Annotated in this window: 18 protein-coding genes; 6 read left to right on the forward strand and 12 right to left on the reverse strand. The window is 33.1% G+C overall.

Annotated features, from left to right (window positions below):
• The 10 genes from ACWGOQ_RS01845 to ACWGOQ_RS01890 all read right to left on the reverse strand — a co-directional run bounded on the left by ACWGOQ_RS01845 (position 1) and on the right by ACWGOQ_RS01890 (position 10,809).
• Positions 1-4,932: a DNA repair ATPase gene (locus tag ACWGOQ_RS01845; RefSeq protein ID WP_452056849.1), complete on the reverse strand. Its 4,932-nt coding sequence runs from the start codon at positions 4,930-4,932 to the stop codon at positions 1-3.
• 31 nt (positions 4,933-4,963) lie between these two features.
• Positions 4,964-5,443 carry a hypothetical protein gene (locus ACWGOQ_RS01850; protein WP_452056850.1) on the reverse strand — a complete coding sequence of 160 codons (480 nt, stop codon included), beginning with the start codon at positions 5,441-5,443 and terminating at the stop codon, positions 4,964-4,966.
• Positions 5,444-5,476: 33 nt separating this feature from the next.
• On the reverse strand, positions 5,477-5,857 hold the full coding sequence (locus ACWGOQ_RS01855; RefSeq protein WP_452056851.1) for a P-loop NTPase family protein: 381 nt from the start codon (positions 5,855-5,857) through the stop codon (positions 5,477-5,479).
• 16 nt (positions 5,858-5,873) lie between these two features.
• Positions 5,874-6,173, reverse strand: coding sequence for a hypothetical protein (locus tag ACWGOQ_RS01860; RefSeq protein WP_452056852.1), 300 nt, complete (start codon positions 6,171-6,173; stop codon positions 5,874-5,876).
• A complete protein-coding gene (locus tag ACWGOQ_RS01865; protein WP_452056853.1) occupies positions 6,173-6,424 on the reverse strand; it encodes a hypothetical protein in 252 nt (83 codons plus the stop codon). The genes ACWGOQ_RS01860 and ACWGOQ_RS01865 overlap by 1 nt, the downstream gene beginning before the upstream one ends.
• A 216-nt stretch (positions 6,425-6,640) precedes the next feature.
• Positions 6,641-8,707: a flotillin family protein gene (locus ACWGOQ_RS01870; protein ID WP_452056854.1), complete on the reverse strand. Its 2,067-nt coding sequence runs from the start codon at positions 8,705-8,707 to the stop codon at positions 6,641-6,643.
• 6 nt (positions 8,708-8,713) lie between these two features.
• Positions 8,714-9,439 carry a hypothetical protein gene (locus tag ACWGOQ_RS01875; RefSeq protein ID WP_452056855.1) on the reverse strand — a complete coding sequence of 242 codons (726 nt, stop codon included), beginning with the start codon at positions 9,437-9,439 and terminating at the stop codon, positions 8,714-8,716.
• A 35-nt stretch (positions 9,440-9,474) separates the two neighbouring features.
• Positions 9,475-9,633, reverse strand: coding sequence for a heavy metal-binding domain-containing protein (locus ACWGOQ_RS01880; protein WP_452056856.1), 159 nt, complete (start codon positions 9,631-9,633; stop codon positions 9,475-9,477).
• Positions 9,634-9,695: 62 nt separating this feature from the next.
• Complete coding sequence (locus ACWGOQ_RS01885; RefSeq protein WP_452056857.1) at positions 9,696-10,409, reverse strand: PspA/IM30 family protein; 714 nt, start codon at positions 10,407-10,409, stop codon at positions 9,696-9,698.
• A gap of 4 nt (positions 10,410-10,413) precedes the next feature.
• Positions 10,414-10,809 carry a type III secretion system chaperone family protein gene (locus ACWGOQ_RS01890; protein WP_452056858.1) on the reverse strand — a complete coding sequence of 132 codons (396 nt, stop codon included), beginning with the start codon at positions 10,807-10,809 and terminating at the stop codon, positions 10,414-10,416.
• Positions 10,810-11,134: 325 nt separating this feature from the next.
• On the opposite strand from ACWGOQ_RS01890, the gene ACWGOQ_RS01895 reads away from it, so the two are divergent.
• The 6 genes from ACWGOQ_RS01895 to ACWGOQ_RS01920 all read left to right on the forward strand — a co-directional run bounded on the left by ACWGOQ_RS01895 (position 11,135) and on the right by ACWGOQ_RS01920 (position 18,140).
• Complete coding sequence (locus tag ACWGOQ_RS01895; protein WP_452056859.1) at positions 11,135-11,893, forward strand: helix-turn-helix domain-containing protein; 759 nt, start codon at positions 11,135-11,137, stop codon at positions 11,891-11,893.
• A 172-nt stretch (positions 11,894-12,065) separates the two neighbouring features.
• On the forward strand, positions 12,066-14,432 hold the full coding sequence (locus ACWGOQ_RS01900; protein WP_452056860.1) for a TonB-dependent receptor: 2,367 nt from the start codon (positions 12,066-12,068) through the stop codon (positions 14,430-14,432).
• Positions 14,433-15,155: 723 nt separating this feature from the next.
• Entirely contained in the window at positions 15,156-16,169 is a 1,014-nt protein-coding gene (locus ACWGOQ_RS01905; protein WP_452056861.1) for a sensor histidine kinase, read from the forward strand.
• Between the two features lie 4 nt (positions 16,170-16,173).
• Entirely contained in the window at positions 16,174-16,938 is a 765-nt protein-coding gene (locus ACWGOQ_RS01910; RefSeq protein ID WP_452056862.1) for a LytR/AlgR family response regulator transcription factor, read from the forward strand.
• A 156-nt stretch (positions 16,939-17,094) separates the two neighbouring features.
• A complete protein-coding gene (locus tag ACWGOQ_RS01915; protein WP_452056863.1) occupies positions 17,095-17,562 on the forward strand; it encodes an ankyrin repeat domain-containing protein in 468 nt (155 codons plus the stop codon).
• Entirely contained in the window at positions 17,559-18,140 is a 582-nt protein-coding gene (locus tag ACWGOQ_RS01920) for a hypothetical protein (protein WP_452056864.1), read from the forward strand. Before ACWGOQ_RS01915 ends, ACWGOQ_RS01920 begins: the two co-directional genes overlap by 4 nt.
• 8 nt (positions 18,141-18,148) lie before the next feature.
• Here ACWGOQ_RS01920 and asnS read toward each other — a convergent pair whose 3' ends face one another.
• Both asnS and ACWGOQ_RS01930 read right to left on the reverse strand, forming a co-directional pair.
• On the reverse strand, positions 18,149-19,591 hold the full coding sequence (asnS, locus tag ACWGOQ_RS01925; RefSeq protein ID WP_452056865.1) for an asparagine--tRNA ligase: 1,443 nt from the start codon (positions 19,589-19,591) through the stop codon (positions 18,149-18,151).
• A 680-nt stretch (positions 19,592-20,271) separates the two neighbouring features.
• Complete coding sequence (locus tag ACWGOQ_RS01930) at positions 20,272-22,680, reverse strand: efflux RND transporter permease subunit (RefSeq protein WP_452056866.1); 2,409 nt, start codon at positions 22,678-22,680, stop codon at positions 20,272-20,274.
• Positions 22,681-22,691: the final 11 nt, after the last annotated feature.

Raw genomic sequence — 22,691 nt, forward strand, 5'->3', positions numbered from 1 at the left:
TTACTTTTTCAATCCCTTTTTTAGTACTTCCTGAATTCCAGATAAATGTTCGCTAAATTGCATCATTTGTGCTAATACCTGAGCCATTTCATTTTTATCACCAAAACCTTTTAATTTGTTATTTTTTACAAAAGTTTCTTTAATCGTTTCCCATCGGATAACATCTTCATTTGAAATAGTATTTGTCAATTCTTTATACTTCAGAAGATTGGCTTCGGCCGCGCTTGTTAATGTTTGTGATTCATTTTCATAATGGGATAAGAGTAAGGTTTGCAATTCTTTTTCGTTCATAATAGGAACGACTTTGGCTACTAATTTGCTCATATCACGATAAGACCCTTGTAATTTAAAAGAAGGTTCGGTACGATAGGAATCTTCCATCGCTGCAGATTGTATATAAGTAGCATTTACCTGCATTACCGTATCACGAATAGTAACTACTTTTTCTAATACCGCTAGATAATCCTGCACCTCTTGCTTCGTGTGATTTCCTTTCAATTCTATACCTTCTTGAGTGCCACTCTCTACCATTTCAATCAATCCATAAATATCTTCAAAATACTTACTGCTCAACTGATGCAACACAGGATTAGAAATTAATGCATTTTCGATCAAACTTAACCTAAATAAATCTGCTGTATCGCCAATGATATCTCCCAGGTTGTAAATGTCAGCCCTATTGGCTAACATGTCAGGAATCTGGAATTTATCTCCGCTTTCGGTATATGGATTTCCTGCCATAATCACACAGAACTTTTTACTGCGTAAATCATAGGTTTTTGAATTTCCATTGTAAACTCCTTCAATCTTACGAGTGCCATCTGCCAATGAAATAAATTTTTGCAAAAACTCAGGATTACAATGCTGAATATCGTCTAGATACAACATTACGTTATTACCCATTTCGAATGCAAGGTTTAGTTTTTTGAGTTCTTCTCTTGCAGCAGAATTGTTAGCTGCCATGGGATCTACAGAAGTAACTTCGTGACCTATCGCGGGACCGTTGATTTTCATAAATACCAATCCTAAGCGATTTGCCATATATTCCATTAGGGTAGTCTTACCATAACCAGGAGGCGAAATTAATAATAGCATGCCCATTCTGTCGGTGCGCTTGTTCTTGCCAACACTTCCTAACTGCTTCGCAAGATTGTCTCCAAATAAAGGTAAATACACTTGGTCAATCAATTTGTTACGTACAAAAGACGACAAAACTCTTGGTTTAAATTCCTCAAGTTTAAGAGTTGACTTTAAAGTTTCAGTTACGGAGTGTTTTGCCTCTCGATATCTTTCGAAAGCAGGAACTTCAATAGTGGAGAAATCTAATAATTTTGCAATAAAGCGATGATAATTAAATTCAAAATTTCCTTCTTTAATAGAAGGGTGGCTTCCTTTTAACCCTTCAATAGTTTGTGAAGGAATTACATGAATTACTTCTGAAACAGCTTCTCTTTTATATAACAAAATACAAACAATTTCGTGCACATAGTTAATCTGCTCAGGATGATGCGTTTTTAGAAAAGCAGTTACCCATTGCAATGCTAAACGTATGGAATCCTTCTGATTTTTTACGTCTATAGATTCTATAGATTTCTTGAACTTCGTTACTACTTTTTTCTTCTCTAACTCCGTCAGAAATAAATCGTGTAGCTCATTAGCGGTTTGACTAATACAAAATATATCATCTGTTTGCAGTTCAGTAAAAAGATAATTGGCAATTCGATTCAACAGACTTAGTAGTACATCAGAAAAATTATGGCCGGATTGAGCCTTTTGATTTTGTTCAGGATAACCTTTTTCTTCTGATAACGCTCTGATAATTTCAGAATTCGAAATCTCTTTCTCTAAATCAGAAAGTACGGTCTGATACTCTGTACTATTGGTAAATGTTTCTAAAACTTCTCCTGAAGCTTTTATCATGTCATTCCAATATGTTTTTTTATCGGTATCGAGACTATTCCAAAAGTATTGTGCATACGATCTTGATAACGCATCGTACCGCAATAACGCCAAATCATGATCTTTGTTGACTAAAACTTTTAGAATCTTGGAAGCATCTACATCATGGACTCCTTTTACATATCCTTCTGCGTAGTTTTTACTGCTTTCCGATTTTATAAGTTCTAGCAGTTCTTTTTCTTCCAGATTTAATAGCCCATCTTTATTTGTAGTAAATATTTTGTATGCTAAATACGCAGCACGATATACTTCAGAGTTTTCAGAAATCAATTCCTGATCCCAATATTTTTTAGATTGTAATAGGATCTCGTTGTTAATTTCTTGATAGAAATCGGTTCCTGTAAGGTGATATTGTAACGTTTTGTCTTTGTAAACGATGGTAAGGTCTAATGGTTGTTTGTTTACACCAAATTTATGCTTTCCTAGTCGTATGATATTCTCACCGTCTTCATACAGATCTTGCTTGTCTTTTAATTTTCGGGATGCATCTTCTTTGGCTACTTTTAACGCTGTTTCGATAGTTTCGGCTTTACCGGCATCATCCAAGTCCGTTAAACTCGCAATGATATCCCTAAGCTTGTTGATCATTAGATCAGAGGCAAAATACCCATTGATATCGGCTACAGAATCAAAACTTAGTGCTTTTTTAGTAACACCTTTTAAAATTCGGTTTGCTGCATTTTCTAGCGCAACAGCCTTTTTATTTCGCGCTTCGATTAAACTGTTTTTTCGTGCTTCGAAGGCGTTATACACTTCCTCTCGTTTTTCGATAATCTGAGTAATAAACTCTTCGAAATCGGCAAATCGACCTTCTAAATCCTCCAGTTGTACAGACACTTTGTTTAAAAGTTCATCTGTTTTTTCTGGAGTATTGGCAATATCAAGATAGTTGATGATACTCTGATCTACCAGCTTTAGCTGGGCAGCAAATTCTGCGTTGGCTTCCGTAGTACCTAATAATTTTATTTTATTTTTAATACCAGCTTTAAGCTGATTAATAGTAGCAAAAATCAACGATATGTTATCAATGATTTTAGTGGAATGTGAGGTGTCTTCAATTTGCAGATTTGATACAATATCAATCAACATTTCCAGATCTTTTGCGATCTGATTCACCTCTTCTTCGAGCTTCTTTGCTTCTATTACTTTTTTTATAGTCTCTAGCGCTTGCTGTTTTTCTTCTACTCGGGTGTGATAGGGGAGTAGTGCTTTGTCTTCCAGTAGGAATTGCACACAACGTTGTGAAATTTTGTCGGTTTGTTCGGCAATTTCAGCTTCGAGATCGGTGATAAATTGTGTGTCAATATATCGTATATCATTTAGGCCAATAACTTCACCACGTAAGGTTCTTAAGTGAGACAATACTTGTACAAAATCATCTATGGATCGAAAGGAACTGCTTTTTATCTTGTTGAATATATTTTCAGCAGTTTCTTTAGTTTCTTTGGTTACATTAGCAGCAGTTCTTCTTAATTGTACTACTTTTTCAAACTCATCAATAGCAGCATTGGCAGCATTGCTGATTTCTCCTAAAGGAATATCCAGTCGACATGTATCTTCTTCGCGAATCCAGTAATAACTGTCAATAATATCATTAGAAGATTTAGCCAGATCATCATAAAGGCCATCATAGTTATCTTCTTTATTCAGTAATGTGATAAGCGCGTGACATTCGGCCATCGCTTTTACAATATCTTTATTCCCGATTTTGTATAATAAAGTGTCCGTATGTTTTGAGGGAATCTCATTTCCTTTTAAGAAAGGTGTTTGCCATATTTGTATGACATGATGTTTTGTTTGTTCGTTTTCAGTCTTGAAATAACATAATTCTCCACCTTCCAAAATAGTGAAGCCATTGCAAACTATAGGAATTTTCACTTCTTGTTCAATGACATTATAGGACATCAGCGTATATAAGCCTTTTTCGCTTTCATAAAAAACATATAAGAAGTCCTCTCCATTTGGAGAACTAATTTTTTCCTGAAACTGAACATCAGAAACCTCATTAGTGAATAGTTTTACTTCTCCAGATTGTAAATAGTATCCATTAGGGTATATGATTCCTTGATCATCTGGTAAGAGCACACAAGCATCTTTAATACACGCTATTTTTTTTACTTCTTGTACCTTGTGATTGTATACAAAATATCGTGGGGACTCCTGAAAAGGTTTAATCTCTAAAGCAATGAGATTGCCAAGATCTGCATATCTATATTGGCCATCATCCAAAGTTTGATCTACTTGTTCTACCGCTTCATCATATATTCCTTTTCCATCGTCAGTATTATCTTCAATTTTTATAGTAAGATCACCACCAACTGTTTCTACAAAAACTTTGTCCAATATTGAGATATGTGGATGTGTTCCGTAACGATGCATATCACGTGTAACCTCCATCCACTCAAACTCATACTGTTTTGGAAATTTAAATTCGTGTTCGCTGCGATTATCCACATAGGTAAGTGTACCTTCATTGATCAACCATTTAAAGGTTTTAATATCCGAAACACTTTCGCTTAACTGAAAAACCATATGCAGATAGTTTCCAACAATGGCAAATTTAGAAAAGATAGTATTTCTGTAATATTTATAAAGATTGGTAAAGTCATCAATGAACATGGGATCATTGATGAGGTCTAATTTTTTATTTATAAAGTGATCATCAGCATACGTGTAGATACTAAATACATCATCTAGTTTTATCGCTGTCCGTAGTCCAAAATGGACATTATAACCAAAAAGACAAATATCACTGATAGTAACAATATCCCTGGCGATGCAGTTATTCTTTGTATTGATTCGATTATTAGCAATGAGTTTGGTTTCTACACTTCCAAAAACTTCTTTTCGTGCATCATTTAATTGAGTAAGACGGTTTTGGAGTTTACCCTTTTGTTTTAGTAAACGATTCTGGATGATCTCATAGGTTCCGCCGTCCAAGTTTATATTGTTGTTAGTGTTGGTTTCTTCCATAGTTGTTCCTCTAGGTTTTAGTTAGAGCTGGTTAAAGTTTGCCAATTTTTTTCAAAGCTTCAGAAAGTTCTTTTGGCTTATTGGTCCCTATTAATAATTTCTTATTGTTGTTGAATTCCAATTGCAACCCTTTATTTCCAGAAATATTAAATGCTACCCCTTTTCCTATAATATTGATTCTAATTCCCCATCCTCCATATTCATAAATCGGATCATATTTTCTAATATATAGCCGTTTAATAGTACTCCATTGATATCTTTTAAATTTAAAATGAAATGGAAAAAACCGGATATAGATTCCGTCATTTTTAATTTCTGTTTCTAACTTCATCAAAGCAAAAATTAAAATCACTACCGCAAAAGAGCAGGTTATAGTTACGAGTGCGGCTGTCTTTATCTCTTTATAATTAACAAAATATAAGATGGCTACAATTCCAGAAATGAGTATTAAAGCCCATAACCAAGATTGCCTAAACTTTTGTTTCTCTGAGTAATGAATATCTGTTGTCATATACCTTATTTCTGTAAATTTTTAGTTTAGATATCAGTTAGAGATTGTCGAAAAACTTCCTTTATTGTCCATCTTTTGTATTTTGGAATTCGTGGGTTTTTCCGCATCATAAATAATTTTTATGGAATCACCTGTTTTACCCGTTTTAGAAAAATATAGATCGTGCTCATGTCTTGAAATTTCTTGAGTTTTTGTATACGTTTCAGAATCCACGGTATACACGTATTTGACATGTATATTCTCTACAGTAGGAGAGAATTCATTGTCAAATTTATTTGCAGAAATTTTTTCTATAACCGCAGATATAGCAACTCCATTTTTTATTAATCCCTCTTTTTTATAATAGTTGTTAAATGCTAAAACACCTACTGCGATAAATAAAATCCCTATTAGTCTTAAAAATTTTCTGTTCATAATTATTTCTTTTTTATTATCTATAAGGGCCAAAGCTAACTCCCGGATCATTCTGAAAATGTAACACCATAGCCCCCACAAGAATACCTATTAATAACATGGTTATTACAACGATTAAAATATTTCGTATTCTCGTGTGAAGCTGTTGTTGTTTTATTTTCTGTCTAATTTCAACGAGTACTTCTTCAGAAACGGGTACTGTTTTGATACCTTTACTTTCTGAGTCGCTTTCTTTCCATCCATCATATGCTTTTCGTTCTTTTCTTCTACTATTTTTGAGTAGATTACTTAGGTTATGGCCATATCCACCCATCATTATACTATATATATTATGACGGATGTAATCAGAACTATTAAAAATCCAGCAACAAATAATCGCTTTTTAAAAAGAGTTAATCGTTGTTTCTTTAGTTTGTCTCTGATCTCTTGTAATGTTTCTTCAGAAACTGGTTCTATTTGGACACCTTGACTTTTGGTATCTGTAGTTCCGCTAATAGCACTAAATGCTTCTCTTTTATTCCTTCGATCATTAAATTTAATCGAAGTAATCATAGCTGCTATACTCATAATTAAACCGTATTTTAAAAAGTTAAACAAATCCCAACTAGTCAATCATTCGCTACCCCAAAGAGAGCTCAAGACTTTCAGGGATTGACTTTTACGGGTCTAAAAATGTATTTATGATACTATTCATAAAGTTTTGTAGGCTCCTAACCTCCTCTTTCTTCCGCTTAGCAGAATTCATTCTCCTCCTTGACAAGGAGGAGAGCTTTCTTTTGATTGTTATTTCAATTTCTTATCAGATAATCCCAAACCTTTTGCCAGGTTAAATAGGTTGCTAAACAAGGTGTTTTCTTCTTCATTAGTGGATTTCTGTTTTAGATCCATCAAAATGTTTGCAATAGTTAGGTTTTTGATATCCTCAGAAGAGATACCGTACTTTGTAGCAAATTCTTTTACTTTTTCTAAAAGATTTCCTTTTACATCATCACTACCCAGAATAGCATCTTTTACATCCTGAATGTTATCAGAGTGTTTTACAAGTCTATCAAATCCTTTAGCTTTGGTAATCTGACCAATAATTTGATCAAAGAACATGGTTTCTCCACCTACAATGTCAATATTAGCAGCTTTTAATGCTTCACCAATAACATCTGCCTGTGCATCCGCAATCTCTTTCTGGATATTGATCTCAGCCAAGTCTACTTGTAATTCTTTATCTAGACGAAGCTTGAATTCTTCATGTTCTTTACCAACACCATCTAATTTCTTCATTGCTTCTGCTTTCTCTTCGATTCCGGCGGCATCTGCAAGTGCTTTTTCTTTGATTACTACTGCTTCTGCTAAACCTTCTTCTTTGATAGCATCTGCTTTGGCAAGAATACCGGCAGCTTCTGCCTTTGCTTTTTTCTCAATAATATTTGCTTCTACCAATCCTTGACGCTCATTAGCATCTGCTTTAGCATGCATTACCTGTGCTTCAGATAAACCGAGAGTAGCTTCTTCTTTGGCAGTTGCTTCGGCAAGTGTTTTACGAGCTTCTGCTTCCTTTTCACTAGCTTCTTTCTGTGCTTGTGCCTCGATATTGATTTCTTGTGCTTTTTGCTTGGCAGCTTCTTTTTGTGCTTCGGCAGCTTTAATGGTCGAAATTAATGACTCCTCTGCATTTGCTTCAGCTATAGTAATTTTTACCTGCTTATCTCGATCTGCAGTTTTAAAAGCTTGGATATCTTTCATGTTTTCCTGCTCTTCTACTACGCCTTTTTCTAACATCACACGATCACGAATCACATCCTGGATGTTCTTCTTTTCAACCTCTACTACTTTCTCTTTTTCTATTTGAGCCAAAGTCACGATGCGTTCACGTTCTGTAGCCTCCAACATTCTGTCTTTTTCTACTCTTTCTGTCTCTACTGCATCAGTACGTTGTTTGTTTTTTTCAGCAACAATAATCTGACGTTGCATATTTTCTTCAGCAACTTTTACCTTTTCCTCTGTAGAGATACGAGCTGTTTCAGATTTTAATCGTTCTTCTTCAGATACTTTGAGTATTTCTGCTTCTTCGCGGGCTTTGATATTCGATATCTCACGTTTTTGTTGCTCCTCTTTTTCTGCTAATTGTTTATCTAATTCTAGAATTGCTTCTCGAGCTTCTACGTCTTGTTTGCGGATCACTTTCTCCTCATCACGTTTGATGAGATTAGATTTTACATTCTGTGCAGCGGTTAATTCGGTGATCTTTTTAATCCCTTCTGCATCCAGAATGTTATCTGCTTTCATTACGCTAAGAGATGTTTGTTCTAAATCGTCAATTGCACAATCATCCAAAATATATCCGTTAAGATCGGTACCGATGATATTTACAATCTCATCCCTAAATTCACGTCTGGCCTCATACAATTCTACAAATTCGAATTTTTTACCAACCGTTTTCAATGCTTCAGAGAATTTTGCATCGAATAAACTACGTAGTGTGTCTATTTCTGAGGCTCGATTACAACCGATTGTCTGAGCTACATTGATAATATCTTCTACAGACTTGTTTACCTTTACAAAGAAAGCAACTTTAATATCAGCCCTAATATTATCCTTACAAATTAGTCCACTTAACCCCGTTCTTTCTATTTCAATTTTTTTGATAGAAATATCCATGATTTCAACTTTGTGTAGCACCGGAATTACATACAAACCTTTATCAAACGCTACTGCAGTTCCCCCAAATCCAGTTCTGACTATAGCCTCTCCTTGAGGAATCTTCTTATAGAAAATCGCAATTATTATGAAATAGAGTACTATTAGAAGTACTATTGATACCAACACGACGATGGCTATTGATGCTACATTACTCATGATTTTTTAGTAGTTTAATGGTTTAACGATATATAGTTGTTTGTTTTTTACTTGATTTATGATTTCTACAGGTGTATTAGCAGCTATTTCAATGCCATCTTTAGATTTTACCATAACTTTAATAGGATCTGATTGAATCTTGATTTCTATAGTCGAAATTCTTTCGCCAGAAATGGGACTTTGTAAAACACCTTGTCTCCCTAGCAACTCTAACTTACGTTCTCCTTTATTATTGAAATTGGTGAAAAATTGTTTAAACGGAGTTGTTATTATTTTGGTGATTATCAATGCAGGAATGATTCCTCCAAAGAAAAAGATAAACCCAAAATCATTGTCATAACTATGAGTGATGGATGTCCCAGTCATCGTTATAGCCCACCAAAACAACACAAAAAATGTAAAAGTGAACATAAATGGAAGACCAACAAAGTTGAAATAAATTAGAAATACCTGAAAGAAATTTAACTTTCCCCTTCTGCGAATAACATCTTCTTTTTTTACCTCAGTGTTAGAGATATCCTGAACATCTAAATTTGCTCTTGCATCAAAATCTGTATCCGTATCTAGATCAAAATCCGCATCTGCATCTACATCGATGTCTATATCAGCATCAAAAAAGTCTAAGTCTAACCCCGAAAGAGTGGTTAAAATCCAGTAGAGGATCAATAGACCAAAAAGGACAGTCAAAGGTAAGTTGACTATGGAAATTGCTATGTCGAATAATTCCTTCAATGTTTTAGTTGTTTAGTTAATAGTTATTTAGTTGTCTATTTTTCATAACCTTCTGGTTCTCTAACAACTATGTTCTTTAGTCCTGCAAAAATACCGCTACCAATGTTCCTTGTTCTTACGGCACTCCCTCTTGCAATTCCTGAAATCTGAATTACTTCTTTACTTGGTGTCTTTTCTGTCGTAAATGTTACCATGGTTTATCTTTTTTGTTAGTAATTTGCTGAACAGACTAAAAATATCTGATTATTAATTTCTTTTATTTCTTTTTATCATTCAACCCTAATTGCTCTTTTAGCTTTGCTAAATCATCTTCTGCATTACTTTTTGTAACATCTGCAGCTTGATCCAGCTCATCATCAATAGATTTAGAGGCGTTGGCGATATCGCCATATGCTTCTGCTAATGCTTCCTCCTGATTTACTTTGTCTTTCATACGTTCTAACATAGAAACGGTACTAGAGCTATCTATCTCTGCCATTTGCTTGTTTACATTTTTGGTTGCAGCAGATACCTTCACTCTTGCTTTCAAGGTTTTTAATTCGTTTTCCCATTTGCTGATGTTCTGTTTGATTTCTTCAACATTTTTTTCGAGTTGAGATACAGATCCTTCAAATTTTTCTGTTTCATCTTTACCGCGAGTAACATGTTGTAGAGATTCTTCTTTTTTGATCAAAGCTTCTTTTGCTAACCTGTCTGCTTCTGAGGTTTCAAGATCTCCACTTTGCGATTTTTTAAGAATTAACATGGCTTTTTGCTCATAATCTTCCGCTTTTGTAGCAAATTCTTCTGTATCATTTTTAGATCGGATCGCTAATGCTTTAACTTGCGCCAGTGCTTCCAGGCTTTTTTCGAGATCGACTTTCATATCACGTATTCCCTGCTCGGTCATTTTGATAGGGTCCTCCATTTTATCGATCGCAGAATTTGCTTCAGCTTCACCTATTTTAAATAGTCTTTTGAAAAAGTTCATAGTATTAATATTTTGAAAAATTTATAATTTGTTGCGAGTATTCACTTAATAACAGACCTAGGGAGTTTAGTGTTCCTTCTAATTCATTTAGATCGAGATTTTCTAGTTGCAAGGTATCTCTAAAGATTACCTTTTCTCCGGATTCATCCAGAACAAATGCTCCATGAACGATATCCCTATTTTTTTGAAGTAAACTACGATATACGAGTTCATTTTTGTTTTTGATATTAAAAATGTATTGTTCAATAATTAAAATTGGTAATGCTACACCAAGAATGAGATTTTTGATCCCTTCATTCTCCTTACTTATCATTATAATTCCGTCTTTCTTATTTTCGTGAACTATAGTAAAGTTGAGTTTCAGTAAGTAATCTTTCACCTGTTGAAAATGATCTTGCATGTGATGGTTGTTTTTGATTGATTATTAGTAATTTATTTCTTGTTACGACCCAGTATCAATATTACAAAAAGTACGATAACTTTTCTACTATATCGACAGCTAAATTGGCAAGATATTGTACGATGGATATCATGAGTATAGTATTTTTTTAAGTTAATGAATTAGTTGTTTGCTAAAATTTTTAGTATCACACATGATTTTGCCCAAAATCAATATACTTTATGAAAGTAATTCTACTAAAATTAGCATTTATTAAATATATTAGCTAATATTGTTAGGGTAAAGGTACAATAAATTTTTATAATTGCAAATAAAATTAGCAAAAATGTCATTTTTTGGAAAAAATATTAAAAAAATTAGAAGTGTGAAAAGTTTGAGTCAGCAGGCTTTTGCTGAGCTTTTTGACTTAAAAAGAGGGACTTTAGGAGCCTACGAAGAAGGAAGGAGTGAGCCTAAAATCGATACCATTATAAAAATAGCTAATTATTTTAGCATTGAAATAGATAAGTTACTAACTAGTGAGCTAACCGTTAATGAACTTCTGAAGTTTAAGGGAGATCTTACCACATATGCCGAAGATATAAAGCGAGAGCAATTTGCGTTAATTCCTTGTGTTACCGAAAGTACCGCAGGCGAGTATATTTCTTTACATGATAAAAGTAATTTTATAAAAGAACTTCCTACAATTCAATTACCTGTAAATCCAACAAAAGAGTTTAGGGGGTATACGGTGCTGAATTTAGAAATGACAAATCATGATCAAGGTTTTTATCCTAAAGATATCGTGATTGGAGAAAAAGTACCTGCTGATGTTATTAAGAAATTGAATAATGGAACCTTGGTAGTAGCATTAACCGATACGAAATTAATTTTCAGAAGGCTTTACATAACCAAAAACAGTGTAGTATTACGTGCAGATCATAAGAATATCGAGGATGAAGAGCATCCGATCTCTCAGATTAAAGAAATGTGGCGTGTACGTTATGTTTTTTGTAAACGTATTCCTGAATTTACGGATGGGATGGAAGGTAAATTGCAAATGATCGAACAAGAATTACTTAGAATGAAGGAAAAACTAGGATAGTTTTTATATAAATATATGAAAAGAGGAGCGACTGCTCCTCTTTTTGTTTTATAATCTAATAGTAGAAATATACACATTCAGCAGCTTTTTGACCCAATTGGGCAGAATCTACTTTATAATAGAATCCTCTGAATCTACATTTGTTTCATCATCAATCAAGAAACGAAAAGTTATGGGATTCAAAAAAACACTGATATTTATTTTACTCATTGTAGCGAAAACTACGAGTGCACAGCACTCAATCACAGGAAATATTACAGATCAAAATAAGGAGTCTTTAGTTTTTGCTAATGTTATTCTTTATCAAGATAAAACGAATATGGCAATTTCGGCAATGGCAACTGACGAAAAAGGAGCGTATTTTTTTGAAAACATTAAAAAGGGCATATATCGAATAGAAGTATCCATGCTTGGTTATGAAACTAAAATATCTGAAACTTTTAGTTTTAGACAAGATGAGAAAGAATTACGAATGAACTTTATTTTGGAATCTGAGCAGTTGGATGAAGTATTAATCACTTATAAGAAACCCATTATAAAACAGACCGCTGAAAAATTAATCGTTGATATTGAAAAATCTGAAATGATTAATACAAATTTACAAGATGTAATGAAAAAAGTCCCTGGAATCATCGTTACTAATGGGAATATAAGTTACGGCGGTCAAGGAAATATACGAATACTTATTAATGGAAAAACAACAGATTATATGGATGTTGCTTCTCTTCTGCGAGAAATGCCGGCAGATAATATTGCCAGAGTGGAACTTATTCAGCAACCTGGAGCTGAATATGATGCAGAAGGATCAGGTCCTCTCGTTAATATCATTTTAAAGAAAAATGTAAAATTAGGAACTCACGGAAGTATAAGAAATACGGTAGGATATGTTAACGATTTCACTTATGGAACGAATACATCTATCGCTAGTTATAAAAATAAACTAAACTGGCAGGCTAGCGCAGGCTATAATAAATCCTCTTGGCGAGAAGATTTAATAATATCCAGACAAGTTCTGGACGAAACGTATAATCAAACTTCAATTTCTCCTTATGACCCTGAAACTTATAGCATAGGTGGAGGTTTCGATTACTATCTAAATGATAAAAATACAATTGGCATAAATACTAATAGAATTCAATCCCTATCTGATCGAATTACTAAAAACAATACGACAATCACCGATGTGATTTCGTCAGTAACGCTATTCACAGATAATAGCTACGATAGGGATAGGATTACATTTACGCTCAATCCATATTATGAATATGATGACATGAAGAATAAGATAACTTTAGATTTTAATTATATCGATTACACTTTTGAGAACGAGAATAATTTGTTTAAAGTTGAAGAAAGTCCTGTAGCATATGATAACCAACGATATTTTCAAAATGCGGACTATGAGATATTCACGTATAAAGGAGATTATAAACGAACACAGAACGATACTTTTAGTTGGGGAGCAGGAGCAAAGTATTCACAGGTAAATTCTGATAGTGATTTACAATCTTTTACACAAAATGATCAAGGAGAATTTGAGAATAATGAAGGTCAGACTAATCGATTTTTAATAGATGAAAGTATTCTGGCAGTATATTCAAAATTCAATGCCAAGTATAATAAATGGTCGTTTTCTGGAGGTGTCCGCTGGGAGGAAAGTGAAACTAAGGGGATTTCGCTCACACAAAATGAAACAAGATCAAGGAAAATATCTAAATTATTCCCTAGTGTTAGCTTGGGGAGAGAAATTACCGAAGTATTAGGAGTTAATGCATCATATAGTTATAGAATACAAAGACCATCATATAGTTCTCTAAATTCGTTTGTTTATTATTACGATCCTTTTACTTTTGAAGAAGGGAACCCAAATCTGAAGCCTTCATTTACCAATAATTTTCGTTTTAATCTTACCTATGACGACCAACCATTTTTTAGTGTAAGTTATGGACAAACAAAGGATGCTTTATTTGAAATTATTACGCAAAATGATACTTCTGCAGAAACTTCTCGTTCGGTTATTAACATTGCAGAAAACAACAATTTCACAGCTAGTTTATTTGGTCCATTAGATTTCGTAAAAGGATTAGATGGATACACAGGGGTCATAGTAAATTATAACGAATATACGTCAGAAAGATTGACACCAGCATTGGATTTGTCCCAATGGAGTTTAACATGGTATACAAGTGCAGAGTATCAATTACCTTGGGGTATTAATTCTGAAGTTTCAGGATATTATTCTACTGGTGGATTAGAAGGGCAAATAGAATATAAGTGGATAGCGGGTATTGATATTGCGATTAGTAAAAAGTTTATGAATGATCGATTGAAAGTTAGTTTAGAATTCGAGGAGATTCTTACTAGAAAGTTCTTAGGTAATATTAATTATGATAATGTAAATGCTACAATTGTAAATGATTGGCCGAGACAAAATCTGTTTCTTCAACTTAATTATAATTTCGGATCTAAGTTTAGTAAAAAGAAAAAGAGAGATAATATTTCTGAAGATGAGCGTGATAGGATTAATGATAAAAATTAAAAGAGTAGTATAGAAAGATTTATAAAATTATTCTGTTTTACATCACTAATTGCGAATTTCTGAATTGGTTGTGCTTTCAAAAACAATAATACAATCGATAGTTATTTAGGGTTTTATATTCCTAAAGGTTCTTTAGATACTTTTATAAAAGCAAAAATGGATACATATAACATTAATGGAATTTCCTTTGTTGTAATTAATAACGGAGAAGTAGTGTGTCATAAAGTAAATGGATATGCTAATGTATAAAAAAGTTACCAGTAACGGAACAAACTATTTTTGACGGAGCTTCGATTTACTCAAAGTCTATGGATTTTTCAAAATGGATGAATTGCTATGATGAATGAGGGAATTTTATTGGATAAAAGCTACGAGGAACTATTAAAACAGCATTCCAAAGTTCCATATGACGATTTTGATATAAGGTATACGGTCGGTTTTATAAATATACTATTGCCTTTCATAGACATTTAATAATATTGGATTTACGAGTTGGTTTACCATACATACTCAAAAAGATTATGGTTATGTATTGTTTACCAATTCTGAATATGGTGAAGAACTAGAACAAGATGTGTTTTTTTATATGGTACTGGATTCTAGTAACGCTTAATGATATATTACCATAAGTCTCTTCACAATTTTACTTATTCTTGTGATATTAATTTTGTGAAGTGGATCAAAAGAAGCATAAGAAAACGCAAAAAAAAGAAGAATTAGAATATGGATACTAGGCTAAACAAATCAGATTATACAGTAATTGGAATTGTATATGCAGTTACAATTATTTTTAATTGTATTGATTATTATAGAGAAGACAATGATTTAATTGAATACCTTATTGATATACCTCTAACGGCCATACTTTCTTTTAGCGTCATTCTAATTTTTATGTATTGGTTGATTCCTAGTTATATCGTAAATGAAAAAAAATATTTTCATTTCGTGTTCTATGGACTCTTGGTACTTTGTTTTTTTGGTGCTATTGATTTTGTTGCGGGATATTGGACAGGCAACGGAGATTGGAATAAATTTCCAAAGTGGTATGATTTTTTATTGCAAATTTTTTTTAGGTTATCCGATGATGCTGGTTTTGTTTTTGGGATTTTATTAGCTAAAAAATTCTATGAAGGTCAAGCTCAGTTTTTTAATGTCCAAAAACAACAAAAAGAGAATGAATTGAAGCTGTTAAGGTCTCAAATAGATCCTCATTTTTTATTTAACAATCTAAATACATTAGATGCATTAATTGATAGTAATACTTTAAAAGCTAAAGAGTATATTAATCGTTTGTCACTAATCTACCGATATTTAATCCAGACTAAGGATGCTGAGGTGATGGAGCTTTCTGAGGAAATAGCCTTTGCCGAAAACTATATTTTTTTAATAGAAACCAGATTTGGGAATGATTATAATTTTCAAATAAAAAGAGACGCCTCACTTAGAAATAAATTTCTACCAACGGGATCTATACAAACATTGCTAGAAAATGTAGTAAAACATAATAAGATCGATAGTGATGGTGTTATCGATGTAGTGGTGACTATAGCAGAAAACTGGTTGACTGTTGTGAATACTAAATCTAAAATCAAATCCAAAGAAGAGTCTTTTGGGACTGGGTTAAAGAATTTAAAGGCACGCTACCAACTATTGTCAGATCAAGAGGTGCAAATCATTAATACTGATGTAACTTTTAAAGTTTCTATTCCTATTGTTAAATTAAGTAACGAATCTTAAAACTATGAATATTCTAATTCTGGAGGATGAAATTCCGGCATATCAAAAGTTAATATCACATTTGAATGATTTTTTCGGTGAACATTTATCTCATGATTGGTCTCGTTCTGTTGCAGAAGGAGAAAGTTTTTTACATAATAATACATATGATTTTATATTATCCGATATTCAGTTGTTAGATGGTTTGTCGTTTGATTTGTTTAATAAGGTAACCGTAGCATCTCCTATAATTTTTTGTTCTGCTCACGATGAGTATTTGTTTCAGGCTTTTAACACCAATGGTATCGCCTATATTTTAAAACCGTATTCTAAAAATGATTTTAAAAGAGCTTTAGAAAAATATCAGTCTTTGTTTAAGAAAGGCGCGTATCATACTATAGATCATAAGACAATTCATCTGTTGAAGGCATCAATACAACAGGGACAGGAACAATTTAAAAAGCGATTTGTAATTAAACGAACAAACGGAATTCAATTGTTAAATACAGTTGACATAAGCTTGATTACTGCGTCTGGAGATTTTTGTGTAGCTACAGATTATTATGGAAAAACACATCCAATTATGGAAAAAATTGGAGTTTTGATCCAACAATTAAATCCTAAGAAGTTCTTTAGAATTAACAGGAGTCAAATTATTCATATTGACTATATAGAAGCAATCGAAAATCATTTTAAAAATAGATTGCTTATACAAATGAGAGGTGTCAAGGAGAAGGTGATGACAAGTTCTTCTAATACTTCTGATTTTAGAAAATGGATAGAAGAGTAGCGTTATCTTATTCATTGCTTATCTTAATGATTGCTTTTACCTTTAAAAGTTATAAAATTCTGCTAATTACAGTATAGCTGGATTTTTTTTTAATATCTTCAGAAAAGTTTTGCTTACCATTAGTAAGCATTTGTTTTAATAACAATTTTACACCAAATGGATACGATTTTTGACGCGATCAGATCTGAAGATATAGAAGCTGTTCAGGGATTTCTTATAAAAGATAACGACTTAGTAAATAAAAAGGATCAAAGGGGTTCTACGCCACTTTTACTTTCCTCATATTATGGCTTTTTAGATATCGTAGAGCTTATTCTTAGTTATGGACCAAATATAAATGAACAAGACGCTTCAGGAAATACTCCATTAATGGGGGTTTGTTTTAAAGGGCACTACGAAATAGCAGAATTATTAATTGCTAAGGGAGCTGATGTCAATATCAAAAGCTATAATGAAGCTACCGCACTAATTTTTGCAGCTACTTTTGGTCAGAAAGAAATTATAAAATTATTGATTAAGAAGGGAGCAGATGTTTCTGCTCAGGATCATAAAGGATATACTGCAGCAATGCATGCGCAAAATCAAGGGATTGATTTTGCCGAACTAATGAACGTTACGAGGTGAGTGTAGATGGTACAAAAGAAGATATCAAATCCGTTAATATACGATCTACAGATTTAAAAAGACGTTTATTAATGTCCTTAACCAACGTGGATACATTCCAGTCTTTTCTTAAAAGTAGTATAGGTGATGATGTGCTTATTATCAATACTAATATCGGAATGGGAATTTATTACTATTCAGCTAGTAATTATAGTAATTTTATAAGCGAAAGTGCATTGGGCTATATGCTTCAACATATTGATGCTGCTAAACTAAAATTTAGGAACTCTCTAACTAAATTTGATGTGCAAAAGAGTTTTACAGAAGCAATAATTACATTTGCCCAATATCCACAATTATTTTTGGCGTATGCAAAAAAGTTTCACCATTTGAGGAATAGAAATGTACAAAGTGAGTATGTGATGCCTATCTTAAATACTTTTTTTGAGGATGCTATAAAAGTTCTTGCTGAAACCGGAAAGGTTCCGCATTATGATAAAATTCAAAATAAAACAAACAAATATCAGAAATCAGAGAATAACCAAAAGGCAATCGATGATCTGATTTCTGAGATTTTATTGAAAAAACATAGAAACTAATCGCTGGCTTAAAATTCTGCGTTCAACGGTGTTCTTGGATAAGGAATAACATCACGTATATTACCCATTCCGGTTACAAACAATACCAATCGCTCAAAACCAAGTCCAAAACCACTGTGTTTGCAGGTTCCAAAACGACGTGTGTCCAAATACCACCATAATTCTTCTTCTGGGATGTCTAGAGCGGCCATTTTTTGTTTAAGAACATCAAGGCGTTCCTCACGCTGTGAACCGCCAACTATTTCACCTATTCCTGGGAAAAGGATATCCATCGCTCTCACTGTTTTACCATCTTCATTAAGTCTCATATAAAAAGACTTGATATCAGCGGGGTAATCAAATAATATTACCGGGCATTTAAAATGTTTTTCTACAAGGAAACGCTCGTGTTCACTTTGCAAGTCCGCACCCCATTCGTTAATTGGAAATTTAAATTTCTTCTTTTTGTTTGGTTTAGAGTTTTTAAGAATCTCAATAGCTTCTGTATAACTTACCCGTTTAAAGTTGTTTTCTAAAACAAATTTCAGTTTATCTGTAAGTAGCATTTCTGCTCTTTCTGCTTGCGGTTTTTGTTTGTCTTCCTGAACAAGTCTGTTTTCTAAAAATTCTAGATCATCCTTACAGTTATCTAAGACATACTGTAGCACGTATTTTATAAAATCTTCTGCTAGATCCATGTTACCATCCAGATCGCAAAAAGCAACTTCTGGCTCAACCATCCAGAATTCTGCAAGATGACGGGATGTATTAGAGTTTTCTGCTCTGAACGTTGGTCCAAAAGTATAGACTTGACCTAATCCCATTGCATAGGTTTCGGCTTCTAATTGTCCAGAAACTGTTAGGTTAGTTTCACCGCCAAAGAAATCTTGCTTATAATCTACCTCGCTATTTTCATTTTTTGGAATGTTATTAAGATCCAGGTTTGTTACTTTAAAAGCTTCTCCGGCTCCTTCAGCATCACTTTTGGTAATAACTGGTGTATGCACGTAATAAAAGTCGTTTTTCTGAAAATACTCGTGAATGGCAAAGGACAATTTTGATCGCATACGCATTATTGCTCCAAATGTATTGGTTCTAACTCTTAAGTGTGCTTGTTCTCTTAGTTTTTCTAAACTGTGACGCTTTGGAGAAAGAATAGTTAATTTTAGTTCTTCTGGATCCGCTTCTCCTTCGATCTCTATATGAGTAACTTTAACCTCCACACGTTGTCCTTTTCCCTCACTTTCTGTAAGTGTTCCAACAACTACCAAGGCAGCACCAACATTTATTTTATCAGTAATAGTCGAATCAATGGTCTGATCTTCGATCACACATTGAATATTTCTTATAGTAGATCCGTCGTTTATTGCTATAAAACGATCGTTACGGAAAGAACGAACCCATCCTTTTACGGTCACAGGTTGTAACAGTTTATCACTCTTTAAAACGTCTATTACTTTGGTATGTTTCATCAATTTAATTTTATTTGTTTTACATCGGTCTGATGGAATTGGTATATTAACAATACTTTCTTTGTCTATCTGAAGACTAATTTTAACTAAAAAGCTTATTAGACCGTCAACTCAATTTTAATTTCCTGAATTAAGTATCTAAAATTTAAGGTAGCAAAGATAAATTTTTAATCGAATTGATGCATACTGTTGCTCTTCAAAAAAAGCTAATTGTCATTATAATTTCATGCCGCTTTTGTATTTGATAAAAAATAGCATTTTTTTAAAACAAGACAAAATCTGACTGTTTTTGACGGACTGATTCTATGTTAAAACCGTAAAAAACCAATTTTTAAGGGAAAAAATCACTTTTTTTTGAGTATTTATTAAAAATAACGCTAAAATTTCCTACACATTTTAATTATATAAATATTTGATTTTAAATCTTTTAAAATTTAAATGTATGGTTTTGGACTATTAATAAAATGTTAAAATTTAGTTTGTTTTATTGAAAGGGGGAAATCCCCCTCTTAAAGGTGTTTCAAAATACAAAAAGGGAACGTATCTTGCATATGCAATTATGACGATTGTGTTTACGTTAAGTTTAGTTCGATAGGTTTTGGGGTAATCTATCTTACACGAAGCCTCGCTAGTTTACTAGCGAGGCTTCTTTTTAGTTATAAATAAATGAGAGTGATTAGCTATCTTTCTTCTTCCTCAGAAAGTTCATCATCGTCATCATTAGCAATAATTTTTAATGCAGGCTCTTTTAAGGTCTTTTTGTTGGCAATACTTCTTTCTAAAGAAAGTAACAAACAAGGTAATAATAACAAATTAGCCAACATAGCAAATAGCAGCGTCGCGGATACTAATCCTCCCAAAGCTTTTGTTCCGCCAAAACTGGAGATCATAAATACCGAAAAGCCAAAGAATAAGACCGTAGAAGTGTAGAACATACTCACTCCGGTTTCTCTCAAGGCTGCAAAAACAGACTTACGGATTCTCCAGTGATTTGATTTTAGTTCTTGTCTATATTTTGCTAAGAAGTGGATAGTGTCGTCAACAGAAATACCAAAAGCGATACTAAAAACCAATATCGTAGATGGTTTTATTGGTACTCCTAAAAAGCCCATCAAACCTGCTGTCATTAATAATGGCAGTAAATTAGGTATGAGGGATATAACAATCATTTTGAAGGATCTAAACATCCAAGCCATAAAGAGGGCTATAAGGATAATTGCTAGCCCTAAAGAAAAGATAAGGTTCCAAACAAGATAAGTTGTGCCCTTCTGAAAGATAAGTGCTTTTCCTGTAAAGGTAACTTCGTAGCGATCTTCGGGAAATAGTTTTGCCAATTTTGGAGCCAAATTAGCTTCAATCCGTTCCATTTCTTCTGTACCTACATCTTTCATAAATGTGGTTATCCTCGCATATTGACCAGTAGAATCAACATAGCTATTCATTGCTCCCGCTTCAGATTCAAAACTTTTAGCATAGGGAAGAATAAAATTTCGTTCCTGACTTGTAGGTAGTTGGTAATATTTGGGATTTCCGTTGTAATAAGTTTGCTTAGCATATTTAACTAAGTTTACAATAGAGATAGGTTTTGATAGTTCTGGTATTTCTTCAAGCAGCTCTTCTAATTGAGCCATTTTTTTTAATGTTGGTAATTTGAGAACTCCTTGTTTGCGTTTTGTATCAATTAAAATTTCTAATGGCATGATACCATCAAATTCATCTTCAAAAAACTGGATATCTTTAAAAAAGCCAGCTGATTTGGGCATGTCCTCTAATAAGCTTCCGGAAACTTTGATAGTGTAAATCCCTATAATACTAACAATTAATATTATAACAGAAGAAATGTAGATGGTAATACGTTGGTTTTTAACAACGTGTTCCATCCAGTTCACTAATCGCTCCACCCAACGTCTTCCCAGGTGTTTTAAATGCCTTTCTTTGGGTTGAGGCATATAGCTATAAATGATCGTAATAACCAGTAAGCATAAAATGAATAATGCCACGATATTTAAAGCGGCCACGATGCCAAATTCCTTCAATAATTTACTTTCTGTTAGGGCGAAAGTGGCAAAACCTGCAGCGGTAGTAACATTGGTCATTAGTGTTGCGTTTCCTACTTTAGTAATAACGCGTTGTAAAGATTTTGCTTTATTCCCATGTTTTTTTATTTCCTGTTGATACTTATTAATAAGAAAAATACAGTTTGGAATACCAATTACAATAACCAAAGGAGGTATAATTGCAGTTAAAACAGTGATTTCATATTGCAAGAGTCCCAGCAAACCGAATGCCCACATTACACCTATGATTACTGCGGTCATAGAAATAAAGGTTGCTCTAAAAGATCTAAAAAAGAAAAAGAAAATTAATGAGGTAACCAATAATGCAGCTAAAATAAAAATCTGAATCTCATCCATAATATTCTGAGAGTTCATGGTTCTTATATAAGGCATTCCGGATACTTTTACATCCATTCCGAATTTCTTTTCAAAATCTTTTACTTTAGGATTTAAAATATCTTCAATAAACTTTTTTCTAACGATGGTGTTAACTATGTCTTTATTTAAGTAAATAGCACTTTGTATTGTATTAGATTTGTTGCTATAGATAAGCCCTTCGTAAAAGGGCAGTTTATTGAACAGTTCATTTTGGTAATCCGAAACATTTTTCGCTGTGTATACGGTATCTTTTATGAAGGATATAAGTTCAAATCTGGCTGGGTTATTCTTTTTTTCGAGCGTTTTTAAGTCACTGACAGAAATGACAAGGTCAATTTCACTATATTGTTTAAAAGAGTCATTAAAATCGTTCCAGGCCTTTAATTTTTTTGGAGTAAAAAGAGAGCTGTCATTTACAGCCATTACAATAAGATTGCCCTCATCACCAAATTTATCAAGGAACTCTTGATATTTTATATTTACCTCGTGATCGTCTGGAAGAAGATTTGCTTCAGAAAAAGAAAAACGCATATTTTTCCACTGAAAGCCAAGAAAGACTGTTATTCCAATAATAATTATAAATATTGCTGCTCTATTACGTAATATAATCCCAGCTAATGTATTCCAAAACCCGAAAGTTAATAACTTTGCCATTCTCTATTTTC

It is taken from the genome of Aquimarina ulvae, from assembly GCF_053613295.3.